23 protein-coding genes are annotated in these 26,132 nt (G+C 71.0%); 8 read left to right on the top strand and 15 right to left on the bottom strand.

The annotated features are described in order from the left end of the window. Entirely contained in the window at positions 1-423 is a 423-nt protein-coding gene (locus AC27IY_RS18320; protein WP_344213629.1) for a peptidase inhibitor family I36 protein, read from the top strand. A 68-nt stretch (positions 424-491) separates the two neighbouring features. After that, the gene (locus tag AC27IY_RS18315; RefSeq protein ID WP_487178654.1) at positions 492-1,310 is read left to right on the top strand and encodes a hypothetical protein; all 819 of its coding nucleotides are present in this window, start codon (positions 492-494) and stop codon (positions 1,308-1,310) included. On the opposite strand, the gene AC27IY_RS18310 is transcribed toward AC27IY_RS18315, so the two are convergent. The 8 genes from AC27IY_RS18310 to AC27IY_RS18275 form a co-directional block, all read right to left on the bottom strand. After that, positions 1,269-2,705 carry a S10 family peptidase gene (locus AC27IY_RS18310; protein WP_487178653.1) on the bottom strand — a complete coding sequence of 479 codons (1,437 nt, stop codon included), beginning with the start codon at positions 2,703-2,705 and terminating at the stop codon, positions 1,269-1,271. The genes AC27IY_RS18315 and AC27IY_RS18310 overlap by 42 nt on opposite strands. A 9-nt stretch (positions 2,706-2,714) precedes the next feature. After that, the gene (locus AC27IY_RS18305; RefSeq protein WP_487178652.1) at positions 2,715-3,938 is read right to left on the bottom strand and encodes an enolase C-terminal domain-like protein; all 1,224 of its coding nucleotides are present in this window, start codon (positions 3,936-3,938) and stop codon (positions 2,715-2,717) included. Beyond that, positions 3,935-6,841, bottom strand: coding sequence for a glycoside hydrolase family 38 N-terminal domain-containing protein (locus AC27IY_RS18300; protein WP_487178651.1), 2,907 nt, complete (start codon positions 6,839-6,841; stop codon positions 3,935-3,937). Before AC27IY_RS18300 ends, AC27IY_RS18305 begins: the two co-directional genes overlap by 4 nt. After that, positions 6,838-7,650 (bottom strand): carbohydrate ABC transporter permease, encoded by an 813-nt coding sequence (locus AC27IY_RS18295; protein WP_449949578.1) that lies wholly within the window; start codon positions 7,648-7,650, stop codon positions 6,838-6,840. Before AC27IY_RS18295 ends, AC27IY_RS18300 begins: the two co-directional genes overlap by 4 nt. Beyond that, positions 7,647-8,489 (bottom strand): carbohydrate ABC transporter permease, encoded by an 843-nt coding sequence (locus AC27IY_RS18290; protein WP_423451963.1) that lies wholly within the window; start codon positions 8,487-8,489, stop codon positions 7,647-7,649. Before AC27IY_RS18290 ends, AC27IY_RS18295 begins: the two co-directional genes overlap by 4 nt. Further along, on the bottom strand, positions 8,486-9,736 hold the full coding sequence (locus AC27IY_RS18285; RefSeq protein ID WP_371248897.1) for an ABC transporter substrate-binding protein: 1,251 nt from the start codon (positions 9,734-9,736) through the stop codon (positions 8,486-8,488). Before AC27IY_RS18285 ends, AC27IY_RS18290 begins: the two co-directional genes overlap by 4 nt. Before the next feature lie 25 nt (positions 9,737-9,761). Further along, positions 9,762-10,478 (bottom strand): FadR/GntR family transcriptional regulator, encoded by a 717-nt coding sequence (locus tag AC27IY_RS18280; RefSeq protein ID WP_344213643.1) that lies wholly within the window; start codon positions 10,476-10,478, stop codon positions 9,762-9,764. A 63-nt stretch (positions 10,479-10,541) separates the two neighbouring features. Next, the gene (locus AC27IY_RS18275; protein WP_487178650.1) at positions 10,542-11,069 is read right to left on the bottom strand and encodes a DUF305 domain-containing protein; all 528 of its coding nucleotides are present in this window, start codon (positions 11,067-11,069) and stop codon (positions 10,542-10,544) included. 111 nt (positions 11,070-11,180) lie between these two features. On the opposite strand from AC27IY_RS18275, the gene AC27IY_RS18270 reads away from it, so the two are divergent. Next, positions 11,181-12,071, top strand: coding sequence for an LLM class flavin-dependent oxidoreductase (locus tag AC27IY_RS18270; RefSeq protein WP_487178649.1), 891 nt, complete (start codon positions 11,181-11,183; stop codon positions 12,069-12,071). On the opposite strand, the gene AC27IY_RS18265 is transcribed toward AC27IY_RS18270, so the two are convergent. Genes AC27IY_RS18265 through AC27IY_RS18255 form a run of 3 tightly spaced genes read right to left on the bottom strand, consistent with a single transcriptional unit; the run spans position 12,068 to position 13,514 of the window. Then, the gene (locus AC27IY_RS18265; protein WP_487178648.1) at positions 12,068-12,457 is read right to left on the bottom strand and encodes a hypothetical protein; all 390 of its coding nucleotides are present in this window, start codon (positions 12,455-12,457) and stop codon (positions 12,068-12,070) included. The genes AC27IY_RS18270 and AC27IY_RS18265 overlap by 4 nt on opposite strands. Positions 12,458-12,493: 36 nt before the next feature. Next, a complete protein-coding gene (locus tag AC27IY_RS18260; RefSeq protein WP_449949566.1) occupies positions 12,494-12,931 on the bottom strand; it encodes a VOC family protein in 438 nt (145 codons plus the stop codon). Then, on the bottom strand, positions 12,921-13,514 hold the full coding sequence (locus AC27IY_RS18255; protein WP_423451968.1) for a DinB family protein: 594 nt from the start codon (positions 13,512-13,514) through the stop codon (positions 12,921-12,923). The genes AC27IY_RS18260 and AC27IY_RS18255 overlap by 11 nt, the downstream gene beginning before the upstream one ends. A 63-nt stretch (positions 13,515-13,577) precedes the next feature. Here AC27IY_RS18255 and AC27IY_RS18250 point away from each other — a divergent pair, with 63 nt between their 5' ends. Further along, the gene (locus tag AC27IY_RS18250) at positions 13,578-14,741 is read left to right on the top strand and encodes a helix-turn-helix transcriptional regulator (protein WP_487178647.1); all 1,164 of its coding nucleotides are present in this window, start codon (positions 13,578-13,580) and stop codon (positions 14,739-14,741) included. Here the strand turns inward: AC27IY_RS18250 and AC27IY_RS18245 are convergent. Beyond that, positions 14,738-15,124 carry a PepSY domain-containing protein gene (locus AC27IY_RS18245; protein WP_487178646.1) on the bottom strand — a complete coding sequence of 129 codons (387 nt, stop codon included), beginning with the start codon at positions 15,122-15,124 and terminating at the stop codon, positions 14,738-14,740. The two genes, AC27IY_RS18250 and AC27IY_RS18245, sit on opposite strands and share 4 nt — an antisense overlap. Here AC27IY_RS18245 and AC27IY_RS18240 point away from each other — a divergent pair. The 4 genes from AC27IY_RS18240 (at position 15,111) to AC27IY_RS18225 (ending at position 21,707) form a co-directional block, all read left to right on the top strand. Next, positions 15,111-16,031: a hypothetical protein gene (locus tag AC27IY_RS18240; protein ID WP_344213659.1), complete on the top strand. Its 921-nt coding sequence runs from the start codon at positions 15,111-15,113 to the stop codon at positions 16,029-16,031. The genes AC27IY_RS18245 and AC27IY_RS18240 overlap by 14 nt on opposite strands. Before the next feature lie 2 nt (positions 16,032-16,033). Beyond that, the gene (locus tag AC27IY_RS18235; RefSeq protein ID WP_487178645.1) at positions 16,034-17,587 is read left to right on the top strand and encodes a tetratricopeptide repeat protein; all 1,554 of its coding nucleotides are present in this window, start codon (positions 16,034-16,036) and stop codon (positions 17,585-17,587) included. A 196-nt stretch (positions 17,588-17,783) separates the two neighbouring features. Beyond that, positions 17,784-18,857, top strand: a complete 1,074-nt coding sequence (locus tag AC27IY_RS18230; RefSeq protein ID WP_487178644.1) for a WD40 repeat domain-containing protein — start codon at positions 17,784-17,786, stop codon at positions 18,855-18,857. A gap of 54 nt (positions 18,858-18,911) precedes the next feature. Beyond that, the gene (locus AC27IY_RS18225; protein ID WP_487178643.1) at positions 18,912-21,707 is read left to right on the top strand and encodes an ATP-binding protein; all 2,796 of its coding nucleotides are present in this window, start codon (positions 18,912-18,914) and stop codon (positions 21,705-21,707) included. Positions 21,708-21,958: 251 nt separating this feature from the next. Here the strand turns inward: AC27IY_RS18225 and fxsT are convergent, their stop codons facing one another. From fxsT to AC27IY_RS18210, 3 genes are all read right to left on the bottom strand, one after another. Further along, positions 21,959-25,240, bottom strand: a complete 3,282-nt coding sequence (gene fxsT, locus AC27IY_RS18220) for an FxSxx-COOH system tetratricopeptide repeat protein (RefSeq protein ID WP_487178642.1) — start codon at positions 25,238-25,240, stop codon at positions 21,959-21,961. Then, positions 25,230-25,664, bottom strand: a complete 435-nt coding sequence (locus AC27IY_RS18215) for a hypothetical protein (protein WP_344213669.1) — start codon at positions 25,662-25,664, stop codon at positions 25,230-25,232. The genes fxsT and AC27IY_RS18215 overlap by 11 nt, the downstream gene beginning before the upstream one ends. Positions 25,665-25,935: 271 nt before the next feature. Continuing rightward, entirely contained in the window at positions 25,936-26,106 is a 171-nt protein-coding gene (locus tag AC27IY_RS18210; protein ID WP_487178641.1) for a hypothetical protein, read from the bottom strand. Between the last annotated feature and the right edge of the window lie 26 nt (positions 26,107-26,132).

Raw genomic sequence — 26,132 nt, 5'->3', positions numbered from 1 at the left:
GTGAGGCTCAGCAAAAAGGCCGCCGGCTTCGTCGTGGCGGCCGCCGCCCTGTTCACCGTGGCCGCCCCGGCCGCGAGCGCGCTGGCCAGCCCCCGTTCGACCTGCTACGGCGGGCGCGTCTGCCTGTACGCGGGCTTCGACTACAACCGCGGGCAGACCGACCTCTGGCGCGACTTCGTCGCCGACGACGCGAACTTCGCCGACAACAACTGGCTGAACTGGGACTTCAGCAATTCCTGGCGAAGCATCGACAACGACACCAGCTCGGTGCGCAACCGCGTCGGTTGCAGCGCCACGCTCTGGCAGCACCCGGGTTACACCGGCGCGCACAGCACCTTCACCCACAACTCGAACGACGGGTTCCTGGAGAACAACGCCATCGGCAACAACCGCGCCAGCTCGCTCGACATCTGGTGCCGCTGACCGTGAACGCAGGCGCCGGTTCCCGGAACTGGCCGCTGGGGACCGGCTGTCGCGCTCTTCTCGCAGGCATGTCACTGCTGGCCGTGACCGCCTGCGGGGCGGAGGAGCCGGCCGCACCGGCGAGCACCACCACGCCGCTGACGCTGCCCTTCGACGCGTACAAGACCACCCCCGAGCAGCGGGCCACGCTGGGGAACGCGCACAACCTGCTGGTGGCGCGGTGCATGCGCGAGCGGGGCGTCACCGTCGAGCCGCCCGCGGAGGACGCGGCGCTCATCGCCGCGCTCGACCCGGGCAACTCCCGCCGCTACGGCGTCACCGACACCGCGGCGGCCGGCCACTACGGCTACCACCTCGCCCGCCCGCCGTCCCCCGACACGACCGCCACCTGGGCCGAGCTGCCCGCCGCCACGCAGAGCCACCTGTACGGCGCCGGCGAGCGGCGCGGCTGCCTGGACCGGGCCTCGCTCGTCCTGGAGCGCGGCGCGCGCAAGGCGGACTGGCCGTGGCTCTCCCGCCAGGACGTGCTCACGCTGGAGCGCTCCGCCAAGGCTCCCGAGGTGGTCGCGGCGGCCGGCCGCTGGCGGGCGTGCATGAGCCGGGCCGGCCACGACTACGCCTCGCCCGAGGCGGCCCTCACCGACAGCCGCTGGAACCTCGACGAGCCGGCCGTCACCGAGGACGAGAAACGGACCGCGGTCGCCGACACGCGGTGCAAATGGTCCTCGGGCCTGGTCGCCGCCTGGCACGCGGCCGACGCGGCGCTGCAGCGGGCGCTCGTCCGCGACAACGCCGCCCGCTTCGCCGCGCTCCGCGCCGATCTGGCGTACCGGCTGCGGCGGGCCTCAGCCGTTCTCGCCGCGCACGAAAGCGGCCAGGTCGGCTGACTGGCGCAGCCGGCTGGGCTCGTGGACGTACATCATGTGCCCGGCCTCGTAGTAGGCGAACTCGACGTTGCCCGCCAGCTCGGGCGGCACCGGCAGGTGCGCGAAGCTGTGCTCGGCCGCGAAGTACGGCGTCGCGCCGTCGTGGTAGCCGCAGGCCACGTGCACCCGCAGGTGCGGGTTGGCCCGCATGGCCGCCGCCAGCTTGTCGACGACCTGCACGTGCGCGCCCTCGAACTCCTTGTACGACCACGGCCGCACCCGCGAGGTGAGCAGCTCGTACGGCAGGTCGTTCGCGTAGTCCAGCTCGGTCCGCAGGTAGTGGTTGAGCGCGGCGCTGTACGGCCCCATGATCGCGTTCATGCTGGGGTCGGCCGTGAAGTGCTCGCGCCCGGAGTCGGGGTCCCAGCCGACGAAGCGGCCGTCGAGCCGCCCGACGACCTGGCGGCGCGAGCGCAGCAGCTCGGTGAAGAACCTGATGTGCTCGACGCGCAGGTCCACCCGGTCGACGTAGTCCTCGCTCAGCCCGGTCAGCGCGGCGATCTTCGCGACGGCGGCGGCGCGCTCCTCCGGGGTGAGGCGGGCGCCGCGGGCCAGCGCCCACAGGTAGTCGCGGGCGGCGTACTCCTCTGCCTCGCGCAGCACGTCGGCGAGCGGCCGGTCGCCGTGCAGCCCGTGGTAGTGGGCGATGGCGGCGTAGGTCGGCAGGTAGAGGGCGTAGGCGAGGTCGTTGCCCTGGTTGAACTCGCCGGTGATGAAGTCGAGCACCGAGGAGATCAGCATGACGCCGTTGAGGTACATGCCGTAGCGCGACTGCAGGTGGTCGGCGAGGCCGGCCGCCCTGACCGTGCCGTACGACTCGCCGGCCAGGAACTTCGGCGACATCCAGCGCCCGTTCCTGGTGGTCCAGAGCCGGATGATCTCGCCGACGGACTCCAGGTCGCCGGTGAAGCCGTGGTACGGCTCCGCCTTCTCCCCTTCGGCGGCCCGCGAGTAGCCGGTGGAGACCGGGTCGATGAAGACGAGGTCGCTCACCGCGAGCAGGGTTTCCTCGTTGTCGGCCAGCCCGTACGGGGGCGGCAGCAGCGCTCCCGCGTCGCCCATCACCACCCGGCGCGGCCCCAGCACGCCGAGGTGCAGCCACACGCTGGACGAGCCGGGCCCGCCGTTGAAGGCGAAGGTGACGGGCCGGCTCGCGGGGTCGGCGCCGTCCAGCGTGTACGCCGTCACGAACACCTCGGCCTTCGGCCGGAGCCCGTCGAACCTGCCTTCGGTGAACACCTCCTCGCGCAGCACCATCGTGCCGGTCACGGCGGTGTAGGTCTGGCCGGAGGGGAGGGAATGGGAGGTGGTCACCAGGTTGTCAGCGGGAGGGGCAGGCTGTGATGTTTCCGACATAGCGCCCCATTATGGGGTGGCTACCTCGGGGTCCGCGAAACGCTCGTTCGGGACGGTGGCGTACCAGCCGGGCCGGCCGGGATCGCGGTCGTACGGATAACCGCCCAGCTCCCGGTACAGCTCGGCGTAGCGCTCCACCCGCTCGCGGTCCAGCTCCACCCCGAGCCCCGGCCCGGTCGGCACCGCGATGGCCCCGCCCGCGTAGGCGAGCTTGCCGCCCTCGATGACGTCGTCGCGGAGCTGGTGGTAGTGGGCGTCGGCGGAGTAGGTGAGGTTGGGCAGCACCGCGCCGAGGTGCAGCATGGTCGCGAGCTGGATGCCCAGCTCCCCCGACGAGTGCACGGCCACGCCGAGCTGGAACGTCTCGCACACCCCCGCCGCCTTCACGCACGGCCGGATCCCGCCCCAGAACGTGGTGTCCAGCAGCACCACGTCGGCGGCCCTGCGCAGCACGTTGGAGGCGAGCTGCTCGAAGTTGACGACGACGGTGTTGGTCGCGAGCGGCACCCGTACCTGCTCGCGCACCGCGCGCAGCCCCTCCAGGCCCCAGACCGGGTCCTCCAGGTAGTCGTTGTTCAGCCCCTCGATGGCCTTGCCGAAGCGCAGGCCCTCGGCGACCGACAGCACGGCGTTGGGGTCGTACCTGAGCCGGTCGCCGGGGAACGCCTCGGCGAGCGCCCGGTAGCACTCCAGCTCGTAGTCCGGCGGGAAGACGCCGCCCTTCAGCTTGTGGACGGTGAAGCCGTGCGCCTCCTTCAGCCGCCGGGTGTGCTCCACGAGCTGGTCCGGCGTCCGGACCTCGGCGTACCCGTCGTCGGCATAACGGAAGAACAGGTAGGAGGCGAACGGCACCTCCTCCCGCACCCGCCCGCCGAGCAGGTCGCACACCGCCACCCCGAGGTGCCGCCCCATGAGGTCGAGGCAGGCGAACTCGATCGCGGCGAGGAGCTGGGTGCGGTTGTTGTAGAGCGAGGCCGTCGGGTTGGCGATCTTGAACCGCAGGGCTTCGAGCTGGAACGGGTCGTGGCCCTTCAGGTACGGCAGCAGCGCGCGGAAGGCCGACTCCGCGCTCTCGCCGCCGCCGCCCATCTCGCCCAGGCCGACGAGCCCGTTGTCGGCCTCGACCTCGACGATCGTACGGACGAAGCGCCCCCAGTGCGCGCCGTTGCTGTGCCGCAGCGGCGCCTCCAGCGGCACGGCCACCGTGGTGGCCCGGACGTCGACGATCTTCACAGGCGCGTTCCCTCCGCGACCGCCACCCCGCAGGCGGGCAGCCGTACCGTTGTGGTCTCGTTCCCCAGGGCGACCGTCGCCTCGACCGGCTCGGCGGCCAGCGACTGGAGCCTGACCCCGTTCTGCCCGATCGAGGTGATGAGCACGTCGGGATGGTCCACCGAGGCGTACGTGGTGGTGACCGGCGCGGCGTCGGTGACCAGCGCGCCGACGAACGGCTCGGTGAGCCCGGCCGCCGCCGCCGCGCCCAGCCGGCGGGCGGGGGCGCCCGCCTCGGAGGCCACGGCGTACCTGAACGTGGTCTCGCCCTGCTGCTGCGCGGGGAAGTTGGTGTCCCAGATGTTGTTGAGCGCCCAGGAGTAGACCGTGCCGTCCTCCTGGTCGAGCGTGGGCGGGAACGGCGCGTACGGCATGTGGATGGTGCCGAGCTGCACCAGCGGAGCCTCCAGCGTGGCCCAGGCGACGGTCAGCTCGGGGTCCTCGAAGGCGATCCAGTGCCTGATGGGCAGCATGTACGCCGCCGAACCCGGCACCCGCGGCACGTCGGGCCCGCCGACGCCGCCGGTCAGCTCCCATGCCGAGGGCGGCCCCGCGGCGAACGGGAAGGCCAGGAACACCGCCTCCTTGGCCGGGGTGCCCTGCTTGGCGAGCTGGTAGGTCAGGTCGAGCCTGGGCACGCCGTAGTGCAGCTCGATCGTGGTGCGGATCCAGTCGACGCCCTTGCCTCGCAGCTCGACCACCAGCCGCTCGCCGACCGCCGTGCGCCGGCACTCGGTGACCGTGGCGTGCCGGCCGATGGCCCGGTCGCCGAGCAGCGTGCGGTCGTGCGCGCCGACGTGACCGGACAGGTGGTTGAAGTGGGGGGCGGTGGCGTACTGGTCGTAGACGTACTGGCCGAAGCCGGCCGCGGCGTCGCCGTTGACCAGCTCGCGCCCGGCCCGCTTGTCGAAGACCGAGCTGAGGTGGCCCTCGCGCACGTCGTAGGCCACCCGGTAGAACTCGTTCTCGATGACCGCGTCGGCCGGCGGCTCGGCGGGCTCGGGAGGCTGCGCCTCGGCCCGCACCACGTCGAGCCGGACGTGCCCGAAGCCCGGCACGTCACGGACCACCGCGTGGATGTGCCGCCCGATCGGCCGGGTCGGCCAGTCGTCGGGGTCCACGAACTCCTCGTGGTGCGGCACCGTCTCCCCGGTCCGCGCGTCCACCAGCGCGATCGGCACGTCCACCGGCACCACGTCACGCGGCAGGAACGCGCGCACGACGTCCGTCCGCGCGCGGGTCGCCGGGTTGAACACCGCGAACGCGGGCCGGCCCTCCCCCTCGGCCAGCGCGGCGGCGAAGCGGCGCACGGCCGCGTGCAGCAGGTCCGCCGCGTCGTCCTGGGCCTGGTAGGCGCCGGAGGACTTGCGCGTCCACTGCAGGCCGCCGGAGTCGCCGGCCTCCTCGGCGTCCTCCCACGGGTTGGCCGCGCCCCAGGTGTGCTCGTTGAACAGGGCGACCCCGTCGTAGGCGGCGTCCACCTGCGCGGTGACGTCCACGCCGGCCAGCGTGTGCAGCGTCTCGGCCACCCGCAGCGCCGACTGCGCCCGGCGTACGTAGCCGAGCGGCCGGGCGCCCGAGCCGAGCCCGTCGGCCCACCAGTCGGTCCAGTCGCCCTCGTGCACCGCCAGCCGGTCCAGGTGGTGCTCCTCGACGTGCGCGAAGAAGTCGCTGTTGACCGCCGAGCGCAGCCGCGGCCAGGCCCACTGCTCGTTCCAGCGGCGGGCGATCGAGGCGGGCACGATCGACGGCCCCGCGTTGTCGGCGTGCGCGCCCTGCACCCGCAGGTGCAGCACGTCCAGCTCGTACGGCTCCCGGGGCGCGTCAGGACCCTGCCAGCCGAACGTCCCCGGCCCGTACGGGTAACCGCGCGTGGCCAGCGCCGCCAGGTAGCGCGGCAGCAGGTCGTCGGCCAGCTCGTAGGAGTCGGTCAGCCCGACCGTGTTGCCCTCCATGTACGCCATCCCGTGCGGCGTGTCCGTGAACCACACGAGGATCTCGTTCCCGCTCGGCGCCCGCCACCGGAACGGCCGGGTGAGCTTGTCGCCGCCGTGCAGGTAGGGCACCGACCGCCCGGCCCAGTTGTGCGCCGCCGCGAGGTAGCGGACGCCGGCCGCGCTGAGCGCGTCCACCAGCCCGACGACCGCGCCCGGCACGTCGGTGTGCATGGCGGAGGTGACCGGCAGCCCCGACTCGCGGGCGAAGCGGAGCTGCCGGTGCAGCTCCTCCGTCGAGCACGCCTCGGTGTGGAGCTGGAACGGCAGCGCCGTCACCTCGATCACGCCCTCCCGCGCGAAGCGGCGGAACGACTCCACCGCCTCGGCGGGCCGCGCGGCCAGCCACTTCTGCGCCGGCCACGACGACTCGACCGTCCAGCGGAACTTCGCGTCGTCCGGCCAGGACGCGGTCTCCTCCGCCAGCCGCACCGCCGCGTCGAGGTAGTCGAGGTGGTGACGGAGCACCGTGCCCTGCGGGTCGGTGTAGCCGATGTCGAGATGCGAGTGGTGCACGACGAACACGCTCCACTTGCGCTGCGGCGTCACCGTCACCCGGGCGGTGCCGACCACGCCGCTCTCGTCGCGGCACTCCAGCGTCAGCGCGCGCGGCGCGTCCACCTCGGGCACCAGCAGCGTCACGTCCGTGCCCGTCGCGCTGTCCACGCCCACCAGCACGTGCGTCAGCGGCACGGTGCTCGACACCCTGACCGCCTGACGCCCGTCGTGGGTGAACAGCGGCACCACCGCCACCCGCACCTCCAGCCCGCGCTCGCTGATCACGGGCGTCGAGGTGTCGTCCCGCAGCGCCTGCCTGATCCCGTCGTAGTCGGGGCTCCCGAGGCTCCGCTGGAGCAACCGGCTGGTCATTGCACACTCCCTAGGGAAAGGCCTCGGGCGAAGAGGCGCTGGGTGGCGAGGAACAGCACGACCGTCGGCAGCGAGACCACCAGGCCCGCCGCGAGGCCGACCGGCACCGGGATGCCGGCGTAGACGTCGGTCATGAGCCCCGCGATGGCGGTCATGACCGGCCGTACGTCCGCGGTCTGGCTGAGGGTCAGGCCGAAGACGAGGTCGTTCCAGATGAAGGTGAACTCCAGGATGAACACGGCGGTCAGCGCGCTGGCCGACATCGGCAGGTAGATCCGCCAGAAGATGCGCCAGGTGGACGCGCCGTCCATGCGGGCCGCCTCGAAGATGGAGAAGGCGACGCCCTGGTAGAAGTTGCGCAGCACGAACGCGCCGAGCGGCACGTTGATCGCGGTGTAGACGATGATGAGGCCGAGGCGGGTGTCGTACAGACCGGCGTCGCTGTAGCTGACGAACAGCGGCACCAGCAGCATCTGGGACGGGAACACGGTGCCGCCGAAGATCAGCAGGAACCACCAGAAGCCGTGCCGCAGCCGCAGCACCACGATCGTGTAGCCGGCCAGCGCCCCGATCAGCACGCCCAGCAGCGGCGAGACCACGGCGTAGAGCGCGGTGCTGGCCAGGCTGCCGCCGAGGTCCGCGCCCTCGACGGCCCTCGCCACGTTGTCGAGCAGCGCGAAGTCGCCGGCGGGCGCCCACGCCCGCGACGGGTCGTACGACTCGGCCGGCCGCGCGGCGTTGACCAGCAGCAGGTAGGTGGGCCCGAGCCAGATCAGCCCGAGCACGATGAGCACGGCCCTGCGGATCATCGCACCTGCCTCTTCAGGTAGAGGTAGGACGCGAGGCCGGTCACCACCGTGAGCAGCACCGCCACGGCCGAGCCGTAGCCGTACTGGCTGGCCACGAACGTCTCCTTGTACATCGTCACCGCCAGCGTCTCGGAGTTGCGCCCGGGCCCGCCCTGCGTCAGCACCCACACGATGTCGAACGTCTTCAGGCTCGCCACCAGCGCGAGGCCCACCACGACCGCCGTCAGCGGGCGCATCAGCGGCCAGATCACGTGCCGGAACAGCCGCCACCCCGACGCGCCGTCCAGCCGGGCCGCCTCGATCGGCTCCTTCGGGATGGACTGCAGGCCGACGACGAACAGCAGCGTGTTCACGCCGAGCTGCTGCCAGGTCCAGACCAGCAGCATGGCGAGGGTGTTCTGCGGCGCCTCCTGGAGGAACGCGGTGTCCACGCCGAGCAGCAGGTTCGCGATCCCGTCATGGGACAGGACCGGGCTCCACACCATGGCGAGGCCCGCGCCGCTCAGCGCGTACGGCAGCATGAACGGCACGCGGTACCAGACGCCGCCCTTGAGGTCGTACGACAGGACCGCCACCAGCAGGCCGAGCCCGACCGGCAGCACCATCGTGCCGGCCACCCAGATCAGCGTGTTGCGGACCGAGGTGAGCAGGGCCGGGTCGCCGAACAGCTTGACGAAGTTGTCCAGGCCGGCCCATGCCGGGGGCTCCAGCCCGTCGTACCGGGTGAGGCTCAGGTAGGCGGTCCACACGAACGGCGCGTAGAGCAGCACCGCGACCAGGATGGCCGCGGGCGCCACGTACCCGTGCCGGAACCTCCCGAGCACCGGTGAACGGGTCACTGATGCGTGCTCCAGTACTCGTCGGCGGCCTTCTGGATGGTCTCCAGGACCTCCTTGTAGCTGCCGGGCTCGGTGACGAACTTGCCGAACCCGTCGAGCGCGGCCGTCAGCACCGGCGGCGGCGTCGCCTCGAAGTAGCGGTTGACCAGGCGGTATTTTCCGCTGCCCGCGTCCTTGGTGACCGCGCCGAGCGCCTCGTCCTGGATGGCGACCTTGGGGTTGGCGCTCACGTCGCCGCGGCTGGTGGCCCACTTCTCCTGCGCCTCGGCGCTGGTCCACCACTTGAGGTACTTCATGCTCGCCTCGGGGTCGGCGGCCTTGGTGAGCGAGCAGAGCGGCCCGCTCTCGAAGATCATCGACGTCTTGGGGAGTGCCGCGTTGACGTTGGGGATGACGAAGAAGCCGTAGTCGGTGCCGGCCTTCATGTCCCGCTGCGTCATGCTGGTGTTGAACCAGGTGCCGAACGACACCATCGCCGCCTTGCCGTTCTTCAGCACGTCACCGGGGTCGGTCTTGTCGCCCGGGTTGATGAAGTAGCCGGCGTCGATCATCGACTTCCAGCGCTCCATCACCTGGACCACGCCGGGGTCGGTGTACTTCGCCTGGCCGGTGGACAGGCGGTCGTACAGGTCGGGGTCGGTGCCGGCCATGAGCTGCTCGAACCAGACGAACGAGAACAGCACGCTCGTGTGGTAGAACGCCTTGACGCCGTTCTGCTTGAGGGTGTCGGCGACCTTGATCAGCTCGTCCCAGGTCTGCGGCGGGGTCAGGCCGTGCTGGTCGAAGACCTTCTTGTTGTAGAACATCCCCCAGTAGGCGACGTTCATCGGCACGCAGTACTGCTTGCCGCCGATCGTGTAGTAGGGCGCGAGGTCCTGCGACAGGTCGCCCGCCTTGATCGCCTCCTGCCAGACGGCCGTGGTGTCGGCCACCTGCTTCTGCTTGACGATCTCCTCCAGCATCCCCCCGGTCTGCCAGGTGAACAGGTCGGGCTTGACGTTCGTGCGGAACGACGCCTTGATGAACGCCTGGTACTGCGCCGAGTCCGTGTATCCCGTCGGCTTCATGCCCAGGCCGATCCGCTGCTTGGACAGGGCGCCCATCTCGTCGAAGAACTTCGTCCACGCGCCCTTGTCGTTGTAGAGCGTCAGCTCGGTCTTCTTCTCCTGCGTGGTGGCGCCGTTGCCGCCGCACGCGGCGAGGACGAGCGCCGCCACGCCCAGCGTGGCAACACGTGACCGGAACATGGGCCGGCCTCCTTGGTTCTTGGTTCTATCGGGGGGATGCGTCTCCCGGAGGAGACTGGAGCCGACGCTCGACGACCGTCTTCACGTCGGCCAGGTGAGCCCGCATGCGGGCCTCGGCCGCCGCCGCGTCACGCGCTTCGATGGCCGCGAGGATCGCCAGGTGCTCGTCGTAGTCGCGCCGCCGGTCGTCGAAGATCTGCAGGATCTCGCGCTGCTCGGGGCCGTGAACGGTGAGCAGCGAGTCGACCACCTCGTGCAGGACGCCGTTGCCCGCCGTACGGGCGGTGGCCCGGTGGAAGGCCATGTTGGCGTCGTGCAGCTCGGCGTCCTCGCCGCGCAGGTGCCGCCCCGCCTCGTCGAGCACCCGCCGGAACGCGGCCAGCTCCTCGTCGCCGGCCCGCTCGGCGGCCAGTGCGGCCAGCGGGGGCTCGATGACGAGGCGGGCCTCCAGCAGCTCCAGCAGCCGGGCGGCGCGGATCTCGCGCATGTTGGGGTTGGGCAGGACCAGGCGCTCGATGTCGGCGCCGACGTAGATGCCGGAGCCGTGGCGCAGCTCGATCGCGCCGGTCGCCTCCAGCCTGCGGAGCGCCTCGCGCAGCGTCGGCGTGGTGACGGCGAAGCGCTGCGACAGCTCCCTTGTGGACGGCAGCCGGTCGCCCGGCCGGTGCCCGCCCGTACGGATGAGCTCCAGCATGCGCTCGGTCAGAGCGTCGGACAGTGTCGGCCGCGTCACCTCGGACATATCAAGTGATCTAATCACTTCTCGCGGGCGGCGTCTATGAGGAGTTGGCTGTTTCCTCGTTTTTCAGCCTTGGACCAGCTTTTTCATCATCTCCACTTGGCCGCGCCGCGAGCTCTCCACCTGCCCGGCCCACGCCTTGGCCGCCGGGTTGATCCCGCTCGCGACCTCCTCCTGCGCCATCCTGACCGCGTCGCCCTGGTGCGCTATGAGGAGGTCGAGCAGGTCCCGTTCGAAGTCCTTCGACTTCTTCAGCGCCCGGATCCGTTTCACGTCGGTCTCCGGCATGCCGCCGTGGTGGTCGTGCGCCCCCTCGCCGGCCTGCAACGGCTGCTCCCAGTCATGCAGCCAGCGCAGCATCATCTCGACCTCGTCCTGCTGGGTCGTCTCGATGGCGGCGGTGAGCGTTCTGACCTCGGGCGACCTGGCGCGCTCGGCGCCCAGCTTCGCGATCTCGATGCCCTGGCGGTGGTGCTGGACCATCATCTGGACGAACATCACGTCGTCGGCGTTCAGCGGGGGCTCGGCGGGCGGGGCGCCGCAGCCGGCGACGGCCAGCACGATCCCGAGGACGACGACCGCAATCCCGCGCACTCTCGTCACCCCTCTTCTTACAGGAAACTTTCCTAAGAGTTGACGATTTCTCCTGCGGGCGCAAGCTCTCCTTTGACATCAACCGGACTTGAGCTTGCATGGTGGATCCCCATGGAACCCTTCACGATCGGCGTCATCCTGCCCGGCATCCCGGTGCAGCGCCGCGACGGCCTCGACCTGCCCGCCGCCGCCCGGCACGCCGAGCAGGCCGGCCTCGACGGCGTCTGGCACGGCGACCACCTCGCCATCGGCGCCCCCACCCTCGACGCGCCCGTCGCCCTCGCCACCGCCGCTGCCGTCACCAGCCGCGTCGCCATCGGCACCAGCGTGCTCGTCCCCGCCCTCCGCCCCCTCGCCTGGGCCGCCAAGCAGATCGCGACCCTCCAGCACGTCTCCGGCGGCCGCCTCGTCCTCGGCGTCGGATCGGGCGGCGGGCCGGCGCAGTGGGCCGCGGCCGGGGTGCCGTACGCCGAGCGCGGCGCCCGTACCGACACGGCGCTCACGCTGCTCCCGAGCCTCCTGTGCGGCGAGCGGACGCCGCTGCCTGACGGCTCGGCCGCCGAGCTGTCCCTGTCCGTGCCGATGCCTGCGGTGTGGGTGGGGAACGCCTCCCCGGCCGCCCTGCGCCGGGCCGCGCGCCTCGGCGACGGCTGGTTCCCGTCCCTGATCTCCCCGCGCGCGGTGGCCGACGGGCGCGCGCGGCTGAACGACCTGGCCGCCGGGCACGGCCGCCCCGCGCCGGTCATCGCCATCGGCTGCAGCGCGGCCCTGGGGGCCGGGGCGCCCTCCCGGGCCGAGCTGGCCGCGGGGATCGCCTCCGTCTACGACCGGCCGTTGGCCGACGTCATGGACATTCCGCTCACCGGCACCCCTGAGCAGGCGGCGGAGAGGCTGGCCGCGTACCGGGAGGCCGGGGCGAACCACGCGGTCGTCGGCGTGGCGGGCGACGACTGGCGGGCCCAGGTGGACCTGCTGGCCCAGGCCCGCGCCCTGCTGCTCTAGGGCCGTAGCCAGCGCAGGGCCGCGTCGAGGCAGTCCTCCGGGCTGGTGTTGAAGGCGATGGCCGCGTCCGGCGCGTGCTCCCGTACCAAGTTGATCATGCGCTCGAAAATGTGCAGTGCCGGCTCGTGCCCTCGGATGCCGCCGCCGATCACCACGCACTCATGACCGCCCCTTCTCAGCGCCTCCACCAGCGCTCCCTCGGGGTCCGCGGCGAGGTCGACCAGACAGTAGTCGGCCTCGACGCCCCGCTCGGCGAACCTGGCCCGGCCACGGGCGATGGCCGCCCGCACCGGCTCGGGATCCCAGTCCTTCAGCGTGGCCGGATCGAGCCCGACCACCAGCACCCGCGCCGCCATCCGCCTCGCCCTCCCACGGCTCCTGGTCACCAGCACATCAGCATGGCACTCCTGCTCCGGCGAGGGTCAATCGAGGCAGAACTCGTTCCCCTCCGGGTCGGCCATGATGATGTGCCCGCCGGCCATCGGAGGGGCCGGCTCGTGCCGCTCCAGCCGCGTCGCGCCATGCCCCACCAGCCGCTCGGCCTCCGCCTCCAGCGCCGCCATGCGCTCCTCGCCCTCCAGGCCCGGCGCGGCCCGTACGTCGAGGTGCAGCCGGTTCTTGACCTGCTTGCCCTCCGGCACCCGCTGGAAGAACAGCCGCGGCCCCGCCCCCTCCGGGTCGAGCAGCGCGGAGGCGTCGTTGCGCCGCTCGGGCGGCACGCCCATCGCCTCCAGCGCCTCCTCCCAGGACGCGAAGCCGGGCGGCGGGTCCTGCAGCCGGTAGCCGAGCGCCTCGGCCCAGAACGCCGACAGCTTCGCCGGGTCCGCGCAGTCGAACGTGATCTGCACCTCAAGCGCCATGGTCGCTCTTCTCCTTCTGTCCGGTCGTGTGCAGGTAGAGGTCGCGGAGCAGGCACACCTCGGAGAGGTGGTGGATCAGCTCCCTGTTGATGTGCAGCACCAGCGCCGCCATGGGGTGGGCGGCCCACTCGCCCTCCGCCTCCCCGCAGGGACGGGCGAGGCCGGCCTCGCCGAGCGCCTCGACGCCGGCCGCCCACCGTGCGTACTCCTCGTCGAGCTGTGCCAGCGCCTCGGCGGCGGTGGCGGCGTACTCGTACGAGTGGTAGTCGGTGGCCGCGCGGCCGAAGTGCGCGGCGTTGCGCATCGCGAGCACGCCGACGATCACGTGCCCGAGCCGCCAGGCGATCGTGGTGAACGGCGCCGGCTCGGGCATCGGGAACGCGAAGTCGATCGTCACCTCCCCCGTCCCGCCCTGAATCGGCGCGGACCCCGTGCCCCGGGGCCGCACGTTCCAGGAGCCGGGCGCCGGCTCCCAGAAGTACTCCTCGTCGCTGAGCCCGTCGAGCCGCGGCCGTAGCTGCTGGGTCCAATGCCACGCGAACTGATCCCGCAACAGCGGGTTCCAGATGATTTCCTCGCTCACGGAACCCACTTTCCCTCCTTTCCCGGACAGGTACGGTCCGCGATCCGTGAAACCCTGACGTACGTGACCGTCGAGGGAACCACCGAACGCGTGCTCCGCCTGCTGGCCCTGCTCCAGCGCCGCCCGTCATGGACCGCCACCGAGCTGGCCGCCGAGCTGCGCGTCACCGACCGTTCGATCCGCCGCGACGTCGAGCGCCTGCGCGCCCTCGGCTACCCGGTGCACGCCGCGGCAGGCGTCGGCGGCGGCTACCAGCTCGGCGCGGGCACCCGGCTGCCGCCGCTGCTCCTCGACGACGAGGAGGCGATCGCGACCGCGGTGTCCCTGCGGCTGGCGTCCGGGGGGACGGTCGCCGGCGCGGGCGAGGCGGCCCTGCGCGCCCTCGCCAAGCTCGACCAGGTGATGCCGCCCCGGCTGCGCGCCGAGGTCCGGGCCGTGCACGGGGCCATGGACACCCTGGTCGGCCCCGGCATCGAGATCGACCCTGAGCTGCTGGTGACCCTGGCCCGCGCCTGCCGCGACGCGGTCCGCGTCCGCTTCCACTACACCGCCCACTACCGCGAACCCCGCGACTCCCGGCCTCCCGACGCCCGGCCCCGCAACGCCGCGCAGCCCAGCAACGCCGAACCCCGCAACGCCGCGCAGCCCGGCAACGCCGAGCCCCGCAACCCCCCGCAGCCCGGCAACGCCGAACCCCGCAACGCCGCGCAGCCCGGCAACGCCGAACCCCGCAACGCCCAGTCACCCCGCGAACGCACGGTCGAGCCGGTCCGCCTGGTCGCCACCGCCCGCCGCTGGTACCTCATGGCCTGGGACGTCGACCGCGACGACTGGCGCACCTTCCGCCTCGACCGCATGCGCGACGTGACCGCCACGACCTGGCGCTTCCGCCCCAGGAACCACCCCGACCCGGCCGCCTACGTCCAGCGCTCCGTGACCGAGTCCCCCTACCGCCACCACGCCCGCGTACGCCTGCGCGCCCACCCCGACCAGGTCCGCGACCGCATCCCCCCACAGGTGGGCCGCGTCGAGGCCGACGCCGAGGACGGCTGGTGCCTGCTCACAGCCGGGGGCGACGATCTGAACTGGCTCGCCGTGCACATCGCCGCCCTGGGCTTCGAGACCCAGATCCTCGACCCCCCTGGACTCCGTGAGGCCGCCGCCCGCCTCGCCCGCAACCTGACCGCCGCCGCCGCTGCCGGCCCGGAGGCCGACGCGCTCCACTAACCGATCCTCGTCACGTTCCCGGTCCTGGCATCGACCTTGACCCCGTGCCAGGCGCCCTCCGAAGTGAGGACATCGGCATCCCAGACGAGTGCCTCGTCGCCGTACCGATCCAGGCTCATGTGCGTGATCCTGCCTTCCGGCACCGCGGACGACACCTTCGCCGCCGCGTCCCTGAAGCTGAGCCGGGCGTCCTTGCTGAGGCCCATCACCCTGGCCTTCTCACCCTCACCGGTGTCCTTGACCCTGGCCGCCGAGACCTTCCCCGACGCGTCCACCTCCAGCATCCGCTCGGTGCCGTCGGGCCCGGCGAGCTGCACCTCCCAGACCCGGCCCTCGTTGTTCGACTGGACCGAGAGGACCTTGGAGTCCTTGACGGCGTCCATGGCCGCGGCACTCGCCCTCTCGCCCGCCCCCGTACCGCCCGGCGGCTCCGAGGGCGCCGTGAAACCGGCCAGGGCCGAGCCCATGAAAACGGTGCCGATGATGACCTTTGTCCGTCTTGCACCATCCATACCGGCCAGGCTGCCCGCGCCCCGACAAAGGCACGCCCAGAACTCGGACAACAAGATCCCGCCCTGTACACGGCGAATGATCGGTGCGATTCTGACTGGCGTGCTGGCACTGTCAATAGCCACGCTCTTGGAGTCCGCGGCGACGGATGAGCATCGACAAACAGGAAAGATAGAAAACCTGGAAAAATTGCTGCAGCCAGAAGGGCTGGCAGCTCTGGAGAAGGTAGCCACCTTCTACGCCTTTCTTGCCTTTCACCCCGGTGTCGATCAGGCGATCAAGGAATACGTGCTCTCCGGGTCGCTCTCGGCGGACAGCGGACCGGATGTCCTGGTGATGTTCTGCCTCGACGAGACCGCCGACACCCCCACGCCGTTGGACGACTCCTCCTTCGGGTCCTGGCTGACGCTGGAGACGACCGCCCCTCCCGCGTACACGATGGTGCGGCATCTCTTCGGCGCCTCGCCCGTGCCGCCGCTGCCCGGCATCGCGTTCTTCGAGGGCATCGGGCACGACGACGAAGTGGTGTACGTCCACCTCGTCGACGACCACGAACCGGAGGCGGTGCGGGCCAAACTGCGGAAGGTCCTCTCGATCGCCGCCCAGGCCGCGAGCCGGTCACCAGGGTCCGGCAGGCAGGCGGTGCTCGCCGCCGGCCTGCTGAACGAGCGCATCCCCTACACCCGCTCCGGACGTACGAGCCTGCGGGAGTGGCTGATCCACGGCCGTCGGTTCCTGTCCGAACGCGGCTGGGACCTCGTCAGCCTCCTGGGGCTCTGACAGTGCCCGCCGAGCCCGCCGAGCCGCTGCTCACCTGCGAACGGCCCGAGCAGGCCGGGCCCATCCTGGCGATCGCCGAAGCACTGCTCGATCAGCGCTTCCTGGCCGGCCGCCACGCGGCGGACCACGCCGCAAACGGCCGGGACGCTGACCGCGCGAGACAACTGATGGCCACCTACCTGGAGCGCGCCGACCCCGTCGTCGGCTACCTCACGGTCGTCCTGGAACGAGAGGCCGGGCTCAGGTTCTCCGGACGCCGCGGTTTCCCCTACCGCTTCCACCTGGCGACACGGCCGCCAGGCGTGCCGCTCGCCGGCGACGTGGCCCTCGACCCGGCACCGCCCGTCGGCGCCGTCCTGTACGCGACCATGAGGCGCTGGCAGCTCATCATCGAGCGCGACGACGACCATGACGAGTTCGTAGGCATCCTGCACCCGGCGCTCCTGGTCGGTCACCGCCACGGCCTGGCGGCCGGCCTGCGCCACATCGTTGACCTGATCGACACCGGCCAGATCCTCGACGTGTCCGCCGCGGCCTCCGCGGCGTCGACCTTGCTCCGGGCCGCCGCCGTCACCAGGGACGACGCCGAACTGTTCGACGAGATCCTCGGCGACCCCCCGGAGGACGGCATCGGCCTGATCGCCTATGGCGCCGACCTGTTCGACGAACGGTTCCAGCAACCCGTCCCGCGTTCCTCCTCCCGGGTCACCCCCTTACTGGAAGGGCTGTTGTCCGACGCCTGGCGGCGCGTCGCCGTGATCCGGGCCGCCTCCGACGCAGGCGAGTGGTGGTGCGCGCTCACCGGTTTGACCGCGTACCTGAGGTTCGTGCCGTCCGTCTTCTGGTGGACTCTCGCCTCGCCGTCACAGGCGGTGGAGGCGGCCCTGGACCAGTTGGATGAGCTGGCCGCCGACGTGTTCGCGATCACGGTGGCGATGGAGCTGGACTCGATGGAAGGCGTGATCGACTACGAGACCGGCGTCATCGAGGCCATCGCGCATCGGACCGGCGACCTGGCCGCCGCCGAGAGACGCTTCCGCCGCGAACGCATGCTCGTCCCCCCGGAACTGCTCGACGCACCTCTGGACGCGAAGTGGCGAATCCCGGACCCGCGGCCGGCGAACCTCTTCGCCTACCTGGCGGGCGAGTCCGACACAGCGTTCCTCCGCTCGCCGTTCGGCCGGACGAGCGGCGAGGGCCGCCTGGAGAGCATGCGCAGACCGGATCTGGAGCAACGTACGGCGGAGGTCCGCCGCACGCTGGAGGCGGCGGACGCCATGCGCCAAGACAACGCCCCCGAGGCCGTGGCCCTGCTCAGGGACTTGCTGAGCGCTTATCCGTGGTGCGCGCCTGCCTACCGCATCCTCGCCCGGGCGGTTCGGCGGACAGGTGACCAGGACGAGGCGGTGAACCTCCTGGTGAAAGCGCTGACGCTGCGCCCCGGCAGCCACCGCGCCTGGGCGGAACTGGGGGATTTCCTGGGCGAGATGGGATACGAGTGGGCGGCAGGAGTGGCTCAGCGCGTCGCGCACCATCTGGACAGGAGCCGAACCTGATTTCTTGTGACAATTCTGCAGAGTGATCCGCTCGTTACTTGACTCGATTACCGTGTCGATCGACATCGGATCGAGATGCCTGGGAACCATGAGGACATCCATCAATACGAATGCGTCCGAGGCTGGTGGAGTCGCGAGACGCCCGCGTGCCAAGTGGCCCGGCATTCTCCTCCTCATATGCATAGCCGGAGCCGGCTTGCTGTACGTGAATCAGAACGCGTCGCCACGATCGACATGGGAATGGACACCGGAGCCTTTCGATCCGCCTGTACAATACGCCTTCATTCCCGAGAATTCGAACTGTCCTGGCTGGTCCCCCGATGCAGCGGAAGAAGACGAACCTCCGCTGGTGACTTGCACCGAGTGGCGGTTACACGTCAATCTCAAGCTCGGTAGAGGAAGGCAGGACATCGGCGTCCCGTACGGGGTGGGATGCGGCGGGTACCGAAAAGGGGTCAGTGTCGGCGATGACGATTGCACCAGCAACATCGACCTTTACGACGCGGCCAGTCAGGTACAGCTGAACATTACCAAGGGACGCGGGGTCACGCTCCGGATCGCGCGTGACGGCCATCGCATCGCTTACTTCAGCAAGCAATACATGCAGTTCGTGGGTTGGGATCTGCCGACGGCGCAGCGAAAGGCGATCTCCCCGCGCCTCGACGCCCAAGCACTCGGTGATGTACGCGACCTGGACATCTCACCGGACGGAGGATTCTTTGCGGTGTCCTTCGCCGGGAGCCGACCTCGCTTGCTCATCACCGAGTTCGCCACCGGACAGACCACCACCCTTCAAGGATTCTGTGCGATCATCGGCATGAGCCGTGATGCGGCACGGATAGCGGCACAACGAACGTGTTCCGGCATCAGCGAGCCGAGCACGGTGACCATCCTGAAGCGCGATGGCGCCGTCATCAGCGAACGGCGAGAAGGCTACTCCGCCGAAAGTCTCTCCCCGGACGGCCAGTTCCTCGTGGACATACAGGCCGGCTCCGACGACGGCGATGATTATCTTGTCACTCGTGACGTCATGACCGGAAAAATCATCAAGAAATTGAAGCTCCATCTCCTCTCGGAACCGAGCGATGCGATCGGCCATGTCTGGCTGACCGATGACGAATACATCGTCGAAGCCGGAGCGCCTGAGGGCGGTGGATCATTCGGCTATTATCGGGTCAACGTCCATTCTGGAGCGTCGCTCAGAATCCGCGACCTCGGGCTGCGCCCTGGCAGCACCGTTTCTCTGGGAAGCGCGCTGATTCGCGATTGAGACCGTTGCCGCCCTGCCCGGCTTCCCGAGGAGGGACTGCGGCAAACTGGGGCGGTGGTGACAGAAGCGGAGATCTCGCCTCGGGAAACCGAAGTGCTGGAGCTGGTCGGTGCCCATCTCAGCAATGCCGAGATCGCGGCCCGGCTGTGCATCTCGGTACGCACCGTGGAAAGCCACGTCTCCTCGCTGCTGCGAAAGCTGGAGGTGCCGGACAGGCGGGCGCTCGCCCGGCGTACGCCCACGCCGGCCGGTGCCGTCCCGGCACCGTTCCTGCCCACCCCGCTGACCTCGTTCATCGGCCGGGCGAGCGAGCGGGCCGAACTGACCGGGATGACCAGGGCGCACCGGCAGGTGACCGCGGTCGGTCCCGGCGGAGTGGGCAAGACCCGGTTGGCGCTGGCGGTGGCCGCGGAGGTGAGCGGTGAGTACGCCGACGGAGTGTGGTTCGTCGACCTGGTCCCGGTCACCGATCCGGGCCTGATCGCGACCGCGACCGCGGTCGCGGGAGCGCTCGGCCTCGGTGAGCAGCCTGGCCGCGACATGACCGAGTCCGTGCTCGCCGCGCTGGCCGACCGCCATGCGCTGCTGGTGCTGGACAACTGCGAGCACGTGGCGGACGGGGTGACGCTGTTTCTCGAACGGCTGTTGGCGACGTGCCCGCGGGTGACGGTGCTGGCGACCAGCCGGGCCCGGCTGATGGTGCCGTTCGAGCGGGTGTATCCGGTCCCGCCGCTGTCGCTGGCCGCCGACGGCGACTCGGACGCGGTCGCGTTGTTCATGGAACGGGCGGCGGCGGTCGGCTGGCCGCTGGATCCGCCGCTGCGCGACCAGGTTGCCGCGATCTGCGAGCGGCTGGACGGGATGGCGCTGGCGATCGAGCTGGCCGCCGCCCGCTGTCCGATGCTCGGGTTCGACGGCATCACCGCCGCCCTGTCCCACCCTCTGCGGATGCTCACCGGCGGCTCCCGTGCCGATGACCGGCACCGCTCGGTACGGGCGGCGCTGGACTGGAGCCACGCCCTGCTGGAGCCCGCCGGCCGGGCGCTGCTGCGCCGGGTGTCAGTGTTCGTGGCACCCTTCACCGCCACGGCCGCGGCGCAGGTGACCGGGGACGAGGACGAGGAGGGCCTGGTCGCCGACGGCCTGGCCCGGCTCGCCGGACAGAGTCTGCTGACGGTGACGACGTCCCTGGGCAGGACCGAGTACCGGGCGCTGGAGACCATCCGCCAGTACGGCATGGAGCGGCTGTCCGAGGCCGGTGAGCTGATCGACGCTCGAACCCGGCACCTTCGCTGGTGCCTGGCGCAGGCGGCCGGCTTGGCAGTGGTGGACCCAGATTGGCGGGCCCGGTTCGACCTGGTGGCCGACGACCTCCGCGCCGCCCTGGCGTGGGCGGCCGACCGCCCGGAGCGGCGCGCCGACGCGTTCGAGCTCGCCCGGTGCCTGGCCGAGCTGACCTTCACCCGTCACCTGACCGGCGAGTCCCAGCGGCGCTATGAGCAGGCCGCCGCACTCGCGACCGACCGGGCCGCCTCCGCGTCGATGCTCCGGCAGGCCGCAGCCGTAGCCGGATGCCGGACGGCCGGTGATGACATGTACCGTCTGCGCCGCGCGGCCGCGGACGCCGCCCGCGCGTCCGGCGCCACTGCCGCCACCGACCTGGCGACCGCCGCCACCATCGCGTTCCGGTTCTCGACCACATTCGTACGACGCCCGTCCCAGGAGGAGACGCTCCAGCTGATCACGGAGGCGCGGGAGCAGGCCGGCGACGATCCGGCCGCGCACGCTGCGGTCGCACTGGCCGAGGCCGCGGTGCTCACCGACGCGTTCGGCGCCGTCCAGGGCCCGCCCGGCAACGCCGTACCGGAGACGCGTGAACGCGCCGAGCACGCGGTCGAACTCGCCCGCCGGACGGGCGATCCGCTCGCCGAGTCGGCCGCACTCGACGCGCTCACCGGCGCTCAGAGCTGGGCCGGCGACACGTTCGCCGCCGCGGCCACGGCCCGGCGCCGGATCATGCTCCTGTCGCCCCTGCCGAACACTCCGGCCGGCACCCACGAGCTGATCGACGCGCTCGGGATCGTCGCCGAGGCCGCCCTCGGGGCGGGAGACGTGCAGGCCGCCCGCCGATGGGCACGGCAACTGGCCGATCACCCATCGCTGGCGGAGGTAGGTCATCGCGCTACGTGCCGGCTGCTGATGGTTGCCGCGCTGGCGGGCGACGTCGACGAGGTGCTCACCGGCAGCGTCCGGTTCCTCGAAGCGTGGCAGCGGGCAGGCGGCCCCGCCCGGTCCATCCTCGCCCCGGCGGCGGCCGGGGTGGCGATGATCCACGGCCTGCGCGGCGACCACGACGCCAGACGCGCATGGCAGGAGATACTGGGCCGGCTCGGCACCTCACCGGAGCACACCTACGGCTACGGGGCGGTCTTCGACGCGATGCTCCTGCTGCACCACGGGCAGGCAGCGGAGGCGCTGGAACGGATGGCCCCCGAGCCCCGGCAGATGTGGAAGTGGATCACCTGGATCTGGCACCACTGGTATGTCGCGCTGCGCAGCGAGTCCGCCGTACTCGCCGAAAGCCGCAACGCCCGCGCCATCGTGGCCGATGCCCGCACCGTCGTGGCCGGCAACCCGGTCGCCGCTGCCATTGTGGAACGAGCCGGCGCCCTGCTCGACGGCGACCGGGAGGCGCTGCTCGCCACGGCGGACGCGTTCGACACCACCGGCTGCCACTACCAGTTCGCGCGGACCCTCGTACTCGCCGGCGGCGCCCACGCCGAACGCGGCGCCGCCGCCCTCGCCGCCCTCGGTCTCGCCCCGATGAAACCAACCGGCCGAAGACGGTGACCTCGTTAGCGCACCGGGCCGGATCGCTCTGTCGGCATGGGTTGTCTGGAGCGTGCCCGCACAAGATCCTTGCGTGGCAAAACCCGCTGGCGAAAGCGAAGGGGCCTTTGATCGGAGCCGCCTTGAGGATTCGAACCCCGCCGTTGCTGTACGCCACTGCTGTACGGTTCGGAACCGCTGCATCCTCGGGAAATCCATGAATCCCCCGCTCACCTGGGGCTAGCCCCCGCGCCGGACGCCGGGCGTACCGTTCAGGATGCCGCGCCAACGCCATGGCAGCGTTTGAACTTCCGGCCCGAACCACACGGGCACAGAGCGTTGCGACTCACACCACGATTTCGGGCTTGAGCGCTTTCGGCGGACCGACTCCTGCGCGCAAGAATCACATTGTCCAGGTTCTGACGGCTGGCTCTGGTATTGGGGTGCTCTGCGCCTAGAACCCGTACCAGGCTCTGCCAGACCGCCCGGCCCTCCGCCTCCGCCTCCTCCAACCGCCCCAGCCCTCCCAGCGCAGCAGCAAGGTTGCCACGGCTGGTCAGCGTGTCGGGATGCTCCTCACCCAGCACCCGCGCCTGGACCTGCCAGACTGCCCGCATTTCCGCCTCTGCCTCTCGCCACCGTGCCAGCCCCAGCAGCACGAGCGCGAGTCTGACATGGCTGGTCACCGTGTCCGGGTGCTCCTCACCCAGCACCCGCGCCTGGACCTGCCAGACTGCGCGAGCCTCCGCCTCCGCCTCCTCCAACCGCCCCAGATCCCGCAGCACGGTCGCGAAATTGCCACGGCTGGTCAGCGTGTCCAGGTGCTCCTCACCCAGCACCCGCGCCTGGACCTGCCAGACCATGCGAGCCTCCGCCTCCGCCTCCTCCAACCGCCCCAGATCCCGCAGCACCAGCGCGAGGTTGTTGCGGCTGGTCAGTGTGTTCGGGTGCTCATTACCCAACACCCGGACCGCGCTTCGCCAGACAGCGCCGCTATGGGCCTCCGCATCCTCCAACCGCCCCAGCCTCTGCAGCACGAGCGCGAGGTGGCTACGGCTGGCCAGCGTGTAGGGGTGCTCCTCACCCAGCACCCGCGCCTGGACCTGCCAGACCGCGCGGCCCTCCGCCTCCGCCTCCTCCAACCGCCCCAGACCCAACAGCACGGCAGTAAGGTTGGCACGGCTGGCCAGTGTGTCCGGGTGCTCCTCACCCAGCACCCGCACCATGCTCCGCCAGACAGCGCGGCTATGGGCCTCCGCATCCTCCAACCGCCCCAGCCTCTGCAGCGCCAGCGCGAGGTGGCTACGGCTGGCCAGCGTGTCCGGGTGCTCCTCACCCACCACCTGCACCATGCTCCGCCAGACCACGTGGCTATGAGCCTCCGCATCCTCCAACCGCCCCAGCCCCAACAGCACGGTCGCGAGGTTGCCGCGGCTGGTCAGCGTGTCCGGGTGCTCCTCACCCAGCACCCGCGCCTGGACCTGCCAGACCGCGCGAGCCTCCGCCTCCGCCTCCCCCAACCGCCCCAGATCCCGCAGCACGGTCGCGAAATTGCCGCGGCTCGTCAGCGTGTCCGGGTGCTCCTCACCCAGCACCCGCGCTCGGACCTGCCAGACCGCGCGAGCCTCCGCCTCCGCCTCCTCCAACCGCCCCAGACTCTGCAGCGCCAGCGCGAGGTTGCCGCGGCTGGTCAGCGTATGGGGGTGCTCCTCGCCCAGCACCCGCGCCTGGACCTGCCAGACCGCGCGGCTATGGGCCTCCGCCTCCCCCAACCGCCCCAGACCATGCAGCACCAGCGCGAGGTTGTTGCGGCTGCTCAGCGTAAGGGGATGCTCCTCACCCAGCACCCGCACCTGGACCTGCCAGACCGCGCGAGCCTCCGCCTCCGCCTCCTCCAACCGCCCCAGCCTCTGCAGCGCCAGCGCGAGGTTGTTGCGGCTGGCCAGCGTGTCCGGGTGCTCCTCACCCAGCGCCCGCGCCTGGACCTGCCAGACTGCGCGAGCCTCCGCCTCCGCCTCCTCCAACCGCCCCAGATCCCGCAGCACGGTCGCTAAATTGCCACGGCTCGTCAGCGTGTCCGGGTGCTCCTCACCGAGTGAGGCTTGATTGATGGCGTAGTCGTGCGTGACCAGGGTGAGAGCACGCTGGTAATTGCCCTGCTCGTACTCATGCAGTACCGCCTGCCTGAAGATCCAATCGTGCTCGCCGCGCGTAGTGACGATCTGATGATGGCTCGCCAGGGCCGCGATGTGCGGACTGAGGAGGCGTCGCCGACCGAGCTGATCGACGGTAGGCGGCTCACTGGTGGTGTGTGGCCAGGCCGCAGCGAGCCATGCCAAGGCCACTTGGACGACCGCCTCCCCGGAGGGGAGGTCCGCCGAGACTGCAGGCGCAGGAGTGGTCAGGACGGCTTGCAGCAGCCGGTGCATGGCGATGGTGTGCCGATCCAGGCTGATCAGGCCATAGGAGACGAGCAACCGGAGCGCGTCCAACGTCGCCGGATTGGGCACGCCGGCGTCTCTGTCTGCCCAGTCCGCGTCGATCAGGTCGCGCGGGATATTGTCGGGGGCATAGCAGGCCAGCACGCGCAACAGGTGCTCGGCGTGCGGGTTGCGATCCCGGATGGTGCCCAGGTGGGAGTTCCAGAGGCGGGCGATGGTGCGCCCGGCATCGCCCCCTTCCGGCACAGCCGCGTACAGATGAGCCGGATGCCGGGCCAGCAGCTCCAAGTACGCCTTCGGGCTGATCCGGGTTTCCCGCAGGTAGGCCCCAGCCTGCTCCAACGCCAGCGGCAGACGCCCCAGCTCCTGCGCGATGGCCGCTATGGCAGGCCGGTCGGCTGGTTCGGGGCATCTGCTGGTCTGGGCGAGCAGGTCGATGGCCGCGTCCGGGCCGAGCACGTTCAGTGGAACTGGGCGCACTCCGTCTGGCCAGGCCACATCACGGCGGGTGGTGAGCAGGATGTGACCAGTGCGGAGCTGCCCCAGCAGGTCCCGGACATCGCGCGGGTCTTCCACGTTGTCCAGCACCAGCAGCCAGTCCTGATGTGCCTGCAGCCAGCCGTACGCCCATGCCGCCGCCTGCTCCACGCCCAGCACGGTGGTCAAGGCCGACTGCCGGGGCAGCGGTGGATGCAGCCGTTCCGCCAGCATGGCCAGCCCGTTCTGGATCTGATCGGAACCATCTGCGACGATCCACCATCGCACCCGATACCGCTCCGCCCGCGCGAGCGCGTACTGGCGGGCCAGCTCGGTCTTGCCCACCCCGCCGATCCCGTGGATCACCTGACCGATCACCACCCGCGACCGGTCTGCCTGCAGCTCCCGCTCGAGCACCGCCAGCGCCTCATCGCGGCCGACGAATACCTCGGCCGCCCCGCCGGGCAGATTGCTCAGCGCCGACGGTGCCGCCACCGTGCCCGGAGCGTGCAGGGCTCCGGGAGGCAGGTGAACGTTGGTGCTCTGGTCGACCAACTGCCAGCCTTGACCGAGATTGGCCTGCCTCGCCTGCCCGGTGGCCTGCGCCTCGACCCGGCCCGCAGGCTCACCGCTCACGCTGATCGGCGAACGACACGGACATCGTCCCCTGCCCCAGGTTGGCCTGCTGCGCGTGACCGGTCGCGACCGCGTTCACCTGCCCCTGCCCGACCAGCGCCTGCCCGCGGGCCTGCTCCACCATCCGCGCCACCTCAGCCGCCAGCCCAGGATCGGCGGCGAGGGCCTTCCTGATCTGCACCCGCAGCGCCGCCTGCAGGTCGGCATCGTCCGGAGCCTGCGCCAGCTCCGCAATCGCCTCGGGGACCTCCTCCTCGGCGGGGTGGGTCCCGAACACACGCTGGAGGATCTTCCGCCCCCACCCCACGGTCGCATCGGCCGCGTCCTCCTGCGCCTGGGCCAGCACCGCCGCCCCATATGAGGCCACCGCTGCCGTCGCCCATGGAGAGACCGCCGCCACCAATGCAGCCAGATCCACGCTCACGCACCCGCCCCTCACACAAGCGCCCCCGAGCGATGCATCCGCATCCCGCTGCCCCGAATCTAACGGCCCGCCCCGCCTGATGCGTCCGGGGAAGCCGAATACGTCTCCTACGCCCTCGGGGCGGTATCCGGCCGGTGCGCCCCCATCAGGGCGATGGCCTTCATGACGTCGCTGACCATCCGATCAGCTTGGTGTTCGTGGCCTGGCCACTTCCCCTGGTCGATCCACGCGGTACTCAGGCCCGCCATGCCGCCGCTCTCGATGTCGGCGATCAGTTGTCCCCGACCATCCGCCCGCCCTCGGCCAGGGTGGTCCCCCGCACCCGTTTGCAGGCGCGTGGCGGCGCTGACCGCGATCGGCTGGAGAGCCGCAGCGCGGCCGGCGACTGCCCGATGCGCGACAGCCCGTGACCGTAGCGGTGGAGGTCGGTGACGCCGGGCATGCGTGCGGGTCGGAGCCGCAGTGGAC

Source organism: Nonomuraea sp. B208, assembly GCF_057536035.1.
Note: the sequence above shows the minus strand (reverse complement) of the source record. Positions and strands in the feature narration are given on the sequence as shown.

What these genes read in the sequence shown, in the direction of transcription:
- AC27IY_RS18315 (WP_487178654.1), top strand. Translation starts at nt 492, where the DNA reads ATGTCACTGCTGGCCGTGACCGCCTGCGGGGCGGAGGAGCCGGCCGCA.
- AC27IY_RS18310 (WP_487178653.1), bottom strand. Translation starts at nt 2,705, where the DNA reads ATGTCGGAAACATCACAGCCTGCCCCTCCCGCTGACAACCTGGTGACC.
- AC27IY_RS18300 (WP_487178651.1), bottom strand. Translation starts at nt 6,841, where the DNA reads ATGACCAGCCGGTTGCTCCAGCGGAGCCTCGGGAGCCCCGACTACGAC.
- AC27IY_RS18295 (WP_449949578.1), bottom strand. Translation starts at nt 7,650, where the DNA reads ATGATCCGCAGGGCCGTGCTCATCGTGCTCGGGCTGATCTGGCTCGGG.
- AC27IY_RS18285 (WP_371248897.1), bottom strand. Translation starts at nt 9,736, where the DNA reads ATGTTCCGGTCACGTGTTGCCACGCTGGGCGTGGCGGCGCTCGTCCTC.
- AC27IY_RS18280 (WP_344213643.1), bottom strand. Translation starts at nt 10,478, where the DNA reads ATGTCCGAGGTGACGCGGCCGACACTGTCCGACGCTCTGACCGAGCGC.
- AC27IY_RS18270 (WP_487178649.1), top strand. Translation starts at nt 11,181, where the DNA reads ATGGAACCCTTCACGATCGGCGTCATCCTGCCCGGCATCCCGGTGCAG.
- AC27IY_RS18260 (WP_449949566.1), bottom strand. Translation starts at nt 12,931, where the DNA reads ATGGCGCTTGAGGTGCAGATCACGTTCGACTGCGCGGACCCGGCGAAG.
- AC27IY_RS18245 (WP_487178646.1), bottom strand. Translation starts at nt 15,124, where the DNA reads ATGGACGCCGTCAAGGACTCCAAGGTCCTCTCGGTCCAGTCGAACAAC.
- AC27IY_RS18210 (WP_487178641.1), bottom strand. Translation starts at nt 26,106, where the DNA reads ATGCCCGGCGTCACCGACCTCCACCGCTACGGTCACGGGCTGTCGCGC.